Genomic DNA, 7,148 nt, shown 5'->3' on the forward strand with positions numbered 1-7,148 from the left:
CTGCAATGAATGATGAATACATGATGCTTCTTCTCAAATCCTTTTGTCAAGACTGATTGAGATGCTCTTACCCTGGGGGATAACCTCTCATAGCGTTTGCCCATATTGGGAAATTCGGCGACAAGTTTACATTTTTGACGAATTGCATCAAAAAGCTCCCTGGCTGCCCTGGAACTATTGCCAGCAATGTACTCACAAATGTCATTCAAGTCTCGGACGGCTTCATCTGAAAATGTATAACTGTTCATCCCCCTGACTGTTCTCTTCGATCGATCTTTTCTTGAATTTTGGCAAACACAAGTTCTCCATCTGTCACTTGTCCCTTAGCAATTTGTGCAGTTCCCACTGCTATTTTCTGGCGGAGTTCTTCGATGCGTTGTTTTCGTTCTCTTAAAAGTGCGATCGCTTCTCCAATTAGTTCTTCAGCGCTGCCATATTTTCCGCTTTGAATTTGCGCTCGAATAAACTCTTCGTATTCCGGCTTTAAGACAATATTCATTGACTTGCTCCTTTAAATCACAGAAAGGTTACTGCACGATCGTGACATCTTTTGTAGATTAGCTTAGCACAAATATCAACATTCTCAGAGATTGTGGCAGACCTAGAGTCGAGCTTGAAAAAATTATTGTGAATCGCGGGCGATCGCACTTTTCGCCAACCTCTCTACAACTTCCCAATTTGTTGAGCAAACCACATCGCAGCCGTCCCATTTCCCTCACCCAAAAGTTTCAAAGTATCAGACAGCAAAGCAATTGGCAATCCCTCAAGCGCACCCGAAATTTCGCATTCCTGATATTTCCCGTTTTCCTGCAAGCGAAATGCCAAAACTCTCTCGCCCTTAATATCTACTACCCAATACTCAGGAATTCCCAAAGCGGCATACAACCGCTTTTTTTCATCTAAATCGCTGGCCAAAGTCGTATCGGAAGTTTCTATCACTAAATCGGGAATTCGCGATTTATTTAGATTAAGTCGGCGCGGTTCCCCTTTTTGCCATTGGATAAATTCTCCGCCGACATATAAAATGCGATCGGGCGCACCTCCTCCCACCTTTGGCTTCTCAATTACACATCCACCCAAATCATCGAAAGCTTGTCCTCCTTTGCTGACAAACCAGGCGTAAAATACCAGGGTCAAGAGGTTGTTAAATCTGGCGTGCTGAGGCCCTTCATTACCCATGTCTATCCAAAGATATCCTTCATAAAAAAATATTCTCGCTTCCTCCAAAGAAGGATCTTCGCAAGCTGCTACATAATCTTCCCATGTGGCGGCTTGCCATTGGGGAATTTCTCCCACTTGAGACACGATGAATTTTGCAGTTGTAGAAGTCATGATTTAAAAGCAAATTGAGGATAAAATTATCCTAACTTAGGTTGATATTTATCTGCTGTGGTAATTGGTATTTAGTAATTTGTCAATTTTTCTAGCCCCCCTTTTTTAAGGGGGACTCAGATTATTGTGCTTATCGAATTGCTGTGGGCGCCGCAATTGGTACTTCTAAGTCTGGTTGCAAGTCAAAGACTACGACAAGCGTTGCTTGAGGCATGAATTGACGCAGACACAGCAAGAGCCCGTCAGCATCCGATCGACTGCGAAATCGCCCCACAATCGCCCGCTGCATACTGGGCATGAGTTTGGCGATCGCCCAAGGGTAAAGGCGTTTTTGGTACGCTATCGCCCCAGGATTCGCTGCGAATCCCTGTTGATAACCGTTTTGTGTCATAATCGTGTTGTATTCGTAAGGAGTACAGGAAAGGGCGTTAGTAAGTCTCTTGGCGGGAATGTACTAACGCCTCTACTACTATGATTAAACATCAAACAGGTCATTTCCGTCAACTATTAACGGTAAAACTTAACGTTTTCTCCCTCAAAAGGTTCGGTCAGCTATGGATCTGAGAGCCTTAAGAGAACGTGCGGGGCTGAAAATTATAGATGTAGCACATATACTAGAATGTGCGGAATCTTCAATTCGCAACTGGGAAAAGGGTCGAACATTGCCAAAAATGGAAGTTTGGCAAGTATTCCGAATGCGGGACTTGTATCGATGTACCGAAGCGGAGTTAGTGCTAGCAGTCCGAAAGTCAATGCCGACGGAAAAAAAAGAACAGGAAAAACCGACGGAGTAACAATACTGATGAAGTCTTGAATTGTTTGCAAAAGTGATATATTTTTGATTTGTAACCGCAGATGAACGCGGATCAACGCGGATGAAAGAAAGATAAATTGAGAATGAGTTAAGTGGCGATCGCACTTAATTACACATCACAAAATCACTCTTTTGTCAACACAAAGACACTTCCTTCATTCCCGCGCCCGATCCGCAAATCGCTATCCAAATAAGTAATATCCAGCCATCCCTGCTGTTCGCGACTATCGAACCCAAAATCTACAGCAGCGAACTTTTTACCCAACTCAATCTCATTGATAAACTGGACTGGAGATTCATAGCCAATCAACCTGCTTAAACCGAAAATTGACCGTTCAAACTTCACCTGCACTCGCCGTTCCGAAGTGGCCTCAAATGTCGCCGCCACGCTGACAATTCCTTCTAAGTAAGGCAAGCCGTAAAGTTCGGCAATATTGTAAATTTTAGATTCTTTGACGCGGATAGATTGATAAATTGAACCCAATTTCACCAAAGGAAAACCGTCAAGATTCAGCAGTGCGCTGCTGGTGGTGTACAATAACCGCCAATCGCCATTTAAAAGCTCTGCGGCTTCCACAGGGCGTGGTGTGGGGTTGTAATCTTCCAATTGGGCGATCGCGCTTAAAATCGCCTGTTTGTCGCTAGCCGTCGCCAGCAAACCGCGATTCTTGCCAGCTATTATCTCTAAGAGTGCAGATTTTCTAAGCATAGTTTTTTAGCAAGAGAAATGAATCAGGAAAAAATATTATTGAGTTCGCGTTCAATATTATTTATAAATTACGCGACAAGTCGTTTTTAGCGCGCTTATTCTTGGGTCTTTTTGTGCGCAGCGTACACCCTACATTAATTAATGACTAATAACTAAGATACCAAATTTCATTAGATAGAGCATCGTCCGATATAGGTATGCTAATTCTTGCTCATTTTTAACGTAGCGTCTGATAACTTCCCCCACGCTGACAGCACCTTCTTGCTTAATTGTATCCAATATCTGCATCTGAATGCTAACAGATATTCTCCGATCGTCACCAAAACTGGTAAACCAAATTGTCTGTATCTGCTGTAAAATTTCTGGTGTGGCGATCGGCCCTAAACTCAGCATCATCTCATTGCTTAAAGTTCGAGTCGCATAATGACCCAATACCCGAAACGGATCGTCGCCCAGCGGATAAGGCGGCTTCCCGGCTTTTACAGGTGCTGACTCTGGTGCCCCAAGGCGAATTTCTGCTAATTCCCGCCACAATTGTTCGTAAGCTGCAATTACTACTTTCCAATCATAAATTTCCCTTGCCCTTTGTCTGGCATTTTCCCCCATCCGCTTTCTCACTTCGGGATTTTCAATTAATTTGCACAACGCGCGGGTGCAAGCATCAATGTCAACTGCTGTGGCGAGGGAAGTGTGACCCATGTAAGTCGGCCAATTTAAGCTGCCGTCGAGATAATTTAGCGCTAAATCTAAACAAGATTCCGGGGGCGGGATGAGTGTGGGAATGCGGAAGCCGTCTATTTCGTGGCGTACAGATTCTTTGTATCCGTTCCAGTCGGAGACTATGGCGGGCAGTCCGTTCGCCATTGCTTCTATTGGCGTGAGTCCGAAGGTTTCTTGAATGTTGTCGGAAAGCGAAATGAAAATGTCGGCCGCCGACCAAATATTTATTCTAATTTCGGGCTGTCTCCCATCTAAAAAAATAGCATTTAGGGAAGGACAAAAGATTTGCGCGCTATTTTTAAAGTCGGGTTCTTCTCTCGGATCTTCGATCCAACCTGCTTGAATTAAGTGGATTTTGGCTTTTGTCTGTTGTGCGGCGGCCTCTAGGGCGATGTACATCGGTACCGGATGAGCTTTTGCAGAAAAAGTCAATCGACCGACAAATAACACAACAATATCGTCGGGAGAAATGCCGAGTTCTTGCCGCAGTTGGCGGCGACTATTAACTGCTTCCACACCCTGGGGAAACGCGCTGCAATCCACTCCTAGGGGAATAATCGGCAATTTGACTAAAATTTCCGGTTGACCGCCGTTGCGCTGCGCTAAATATTCAGACCACTCCCCCATAACTCCTTCTACTGCTGTTTTCGCGGCGGCAGAGGTGCAGATCAGGGCGTCCCAAGGCTGCATGGGTGCGGTTATCAAATCGCCGATCGCCCCCATGACATATTTGGTACCGATGGTGTGAGTAACGCCGCAAACGCTGTAGGCCCGCTGATCGACAAATCTGCGCGCCCAAACCATCTGCGAGAGGGCGGGATCGGGTCGGTAAATTGTGCCCGGTTGAGAGAGCAAATCCGGTCGTTCTGTGGGAATCCAGCGGACTTTCCGAGGTTGTTGCAGCCAAGGTTGGATGTGCGAACAAAACTCCTTAAAGGTTGTTTGGCTGTCGGCGCAACAGTAGAGAGAGTCAGCGGTTCCGTGTTGGACTAAGCTTTTGAGAAACCCTTCTCCGGCTGAATGACGCCCCAGAAGTTTTTGCCCTCCGGTGTGGTAACCCTCTTTGTTGTATAAAACCGCCGCCGTTGTATCCATTCTGAGATTTATTGCGCAAGAGTTGACTGAAGAAGCCAGAGGGCTTTCGGGATAAGGCTTTGATAAAAAACCAGGAGACTGTTCTGAATCAACCGCTTGCCCGTTAACGAGGCTTGGAGAAGAGGATAGCCACCTGTCCCGCGATATCTTAAAGACGACCGTCTGGGATTACAATGCTTAGGGCTAAAGAAGGATTGGCAAGAGCGGATTTTAGTGTTATCCTGAGGCCCATGATTGGGGGCGATCGCCTTTTGGGTCTCCCATCTTATCCGATCCGGAACCAAACAGTGCTTGTGGTATAATGCTTTAGCCTTGCTAGATGCCCGATTTGCAAGTGCTTCATCAAAGCAACAGTCCGTCGGCAAAACATTACCTCTACTCGATCGCGTCTTTGTCTTTAAAAACCGAGAATCATGTACAACCCATCTCTGCGTCAAATACCTCGCCACTTGCCTGCGGATGTAATTCCATTAAAGCAGCAATCTTCTCTTTTAGACTGGTTGGAATCTAACAATCGCCTGTTAGCAAGGGATGTCCAAGAACCGGACTATCTGCACGAAGAAGAAATTTCAGAACTAATGGCAGTTGACGACAGTCCTTACGATGATTTAGAAGAGGAAGTTGAAGAGGATGCGAGTGTAGGCGAGGAATAACTTGTAGAAGGGTGAAGTAATCAACCGGAAACAGGGAATAAAAACTAAGATATTTCCCAATCTCCTGTATCGCACCCTATTCCCCAATTTTCAATTGCTTGTTCTTAAATGGTGTGTGTTGAGGAGTGTTATGGATAACTTTGTGGATGAGAAAATTTCTTTTACTATGCCTTTCAAACTTACAGGCAGGAATTTATTCCTGCTGCTGGGTTTGGGGCTCGGCATTGTCGCGATCGGTTTAGATTTAGCAGCGGGTAGACTTTTGAATGGGCCTGCATCGCTATTTATGCCACTAGCTGTTTGTGCTGTAGTTGCATCGGCTGTGGGCTATGGAGTTGTGCCTTTACTCCAGCAATTAAAAGCAGGACAAATAATTCGCGAAGACGGCCCCCAAGCTCACTTAAAAAAGGCGGGAACGCCGACAATGGGAGGCATCTTTTTTGTGCCCGCAGGGGTCGCAGTTGCTTTGCTTTGGTCGAGATTTAACTCAGATGTTGTTGCCGTATCAGCTTTAACTTTAGCTTACGGTTTCATCGGCTGGATCGACGACTGGCAAATTTTGCGCCGCAAGTCGAATAAAGGTATTTCACCTAGGATGAAATTGGCTTTGCAAGTAGGTTTTGCAGCTCTATTTTGTCTGTGGCTGATGTTCCGCGAACCAGCTATTTCTACCAGCATTGCTTTGCCTTTCGGTTGGGTATTGCCTTTAGGTTTTCTGTTTTGGCCGCTGGCTGGTTTTGTGCTGGTAGCTGAAAGCAACGCTACTAATATTACCGACGGGATTGACGGGTTGATGGGAGGTTTGGGGGCGATCGCACTTTTGGGATTGGGCGCATCTGTAGCCTCAACTTCGCCAGAATTAATGATATTTTGCGCCTGCACCAGTGGCAGTTGTCTCGGTTTCTTAGCACACAACCGCAATCCAGCCAGCGTGTTTATGGGCGATACAGGTGCTTTAGCTTTGGGCGGTGCGTTGGGTGCAGTAGCTTTATTAACAAATAGCCTTTGGATATTATTAATAATCAGCGGGATTTTCTTTATTGAAACGCTGTCAGTAATTGCTCAAGTAGGTTATTACAAGGCTACAAAAGGGCCGGATGGAATCGGCAAGCGTCTGTTAAGAATGGCTCCGCTGCACCATCATTTAGAGTTGTGCGGCTGGCTAGAAACTCAGGTTGTTGGCATTTTTTATCTAACTAACGGGGTGTTAGTTTTAATGATTCTGATGTTGACTAGCAACAGTTGAGAACGGATTGAGTGACGGACTGCACAGGGGATGTAAGAGATATTTTCTACTATTTCAAAGAAACAGGCAAGATGCCTGTTCCACAAGAACTGAATGGAGTTGTGGAACAGGCATCTTGCCTGTTTAAGGCTAAAGCAACACGCTTTTGGGCTGAGCCACATTTCTTAGTCTCTTAGAGAGGGACTTCGTTTCTGTAGTAAGTAACAGTTTCAACCGCTGAACAATCTATAATATCCCTAGTTAATGCAATGGAAATCAATAAAGTCGTGGGCCATATTGGGAGAATTGTTTCATTTACAAGCCTTCTCTTGCTGGCTGCTAGCTCAGTTTTTTACTGGAACCTCGTTAGGCTCGGTTATGCTGTTCCAATTCCCTACATTTTAGACGTTTTTTGCTTAAATAACTGTCCGGCTGATGATTTAAATATTTTGCATACCCAATTCCCGCCCGACAATTTATTAAACTATGACAAGTCGCTAATAGAAATTTTAGGCGAACCAGATAATACCAATTCACTATGAAGGTACACTAAAATCTAGGGTAAAAGTAGAGGAAATCCAATATGGCGAACAAACTTCA

The 7,148-nt window shown here is 45.1% G+C and carries 9 protein-coding genes; 3 read left to right on the plus strand and 6 right to left on the minus strand.

The window, feature by feature from the left end:
* The 4 genes from QUA13_RS30710 to QUA13_RS30725 all read right to left on the minus strand — a co-directional run.
* On the minus strand, positions 1-248 hold a 248-nt coding region (locus QUA13_RS30710), incomplete at its 3' end, for a type II toxin-antitoxin system RelE/ParE family toxin (protein WP_333204653.1).
* Positions 245-499 carry a type II toxin-antitoxin system ParD family antitoxin gene (locus QUA13_RS30715; protein WP_333204655.1) on the minus strand — a complete coding sequence of 85 codons (255 nt, stop codon included), beginning with the start codon at positions 497-499 and terminating at the stop codon, positions 245-247. The genes QUA13_RS30715 and QUA13_RS30710, both read right to left, overlap by 4 nt.
* A gap of 164 nt (positions 500-663) precedes the next feature.
* Positions 664-1,332 (minus strand): Uma2 family endonuclease, encoded by a 669-nt coding sequence (locus QUA13_RS30720; RefSeq protein ID WP_333204657.1) that lies wholly within the window; start codon positions 1,330-1,332, stop codon positions 664-666.
* 130 nt (positions 1,333-1,462) lie between these two features.
* Entirely contained in the window at positions 1,463-1,723 is a 261-nt protein-coding gene (locus QUA13_RS30725) for a hypothetical protein (RefSeq protein WP_333204659.1), read from the minus strand.
* A 163-nt stretch (positions 1,724-1,886) separates the two neighbouring features.
* Between QUA13_RS30725 and QUA13_RS30730 the strand changes: the two genes are divergently transcribed.
* Positions 1,887-2,126 carry a helix-turn-helix transcriptional regulator gene (locus QUA13_RS30730; RefSeq protein ID WP_333204661.1) on the plus strand — a complete coding sequence of 80 codons (240 nt, stop codon included), beginning with the start codon at positions 1,887-1,889 and terminating at the stop codon, positions 2,124-2,126.
* Between the two features lie 144 nt (positions 2,127-2,270).
* Here the strand turns inward: QUA13_RS30730 and QUA13_RS30735 are convergent, their stop codons facing one another.
* Together QUA13_RS30735 and QUA13_RS30740 are read right to left on the minus strand one after the other, a co-directional pair.
* Entirely contained in the window at positions 2,271-2,855 is a 585-nt protein-coding gene (locus QUA13_RS30735; RefSeq protein ID WP_333204663.1) for a PAP/fibrillin family protein, read from the minus strand.
* Positions 2,856-2,993: 138 nt separating this feature from the next.
* On the minus strand, positions 2,994-4,670 hold the full coding sequence (locus tag QUA13_RS30740; RefSeq protein ID WP_333204665.1) for a glycosyltransferase family 4 protein: 1,677 nt from the start codon (positions 4,668-4,670) through the stop codon (positions 2,994-2,996).
* Between the two features lie 413 nt (positions 4,671-5,083).
* Here QUA13_RS30740 and QUA13_RS30745 point away from each other — a divergent pair, with 413 nt between their 5' ends.
* Entirely contained in the window at positions 5,084-5,323 is a 240-nt protein-coding gene (locus tag QUA13_RS30745; protein ID WP_172190580.1) for a DUF3134 domain-containing protein, read from the plus strand.
* A gap of 130 nt (positions 5,324-5,453) precedes the next feature.
* Complete coding sequence (gene mraY / locus QUA13_RS30750) at positions 5,454-6,569, plus strand: phospho-N-acetylmuramoyl-pentapeptide-transferase (RefSeq protein WP_333204667.1); 1,116 nt, start codon at positions 5,454-5,456, stop codon at positions 6,567-6,569.
* Positions 6,570-7,148: the final 579 nt, after the last annotated feature.

The sequence above is a fragment of the Microcoleus sp. S28C3 genome (assembly GCF_036700785.1).
Taxonomy (GTDB): Bacteria; Cyanobacteriota; Cyanobacteriia; order Cyanobacteriales; family Microcoleaceae; genus Microcoleus; species Microcoleus asticus.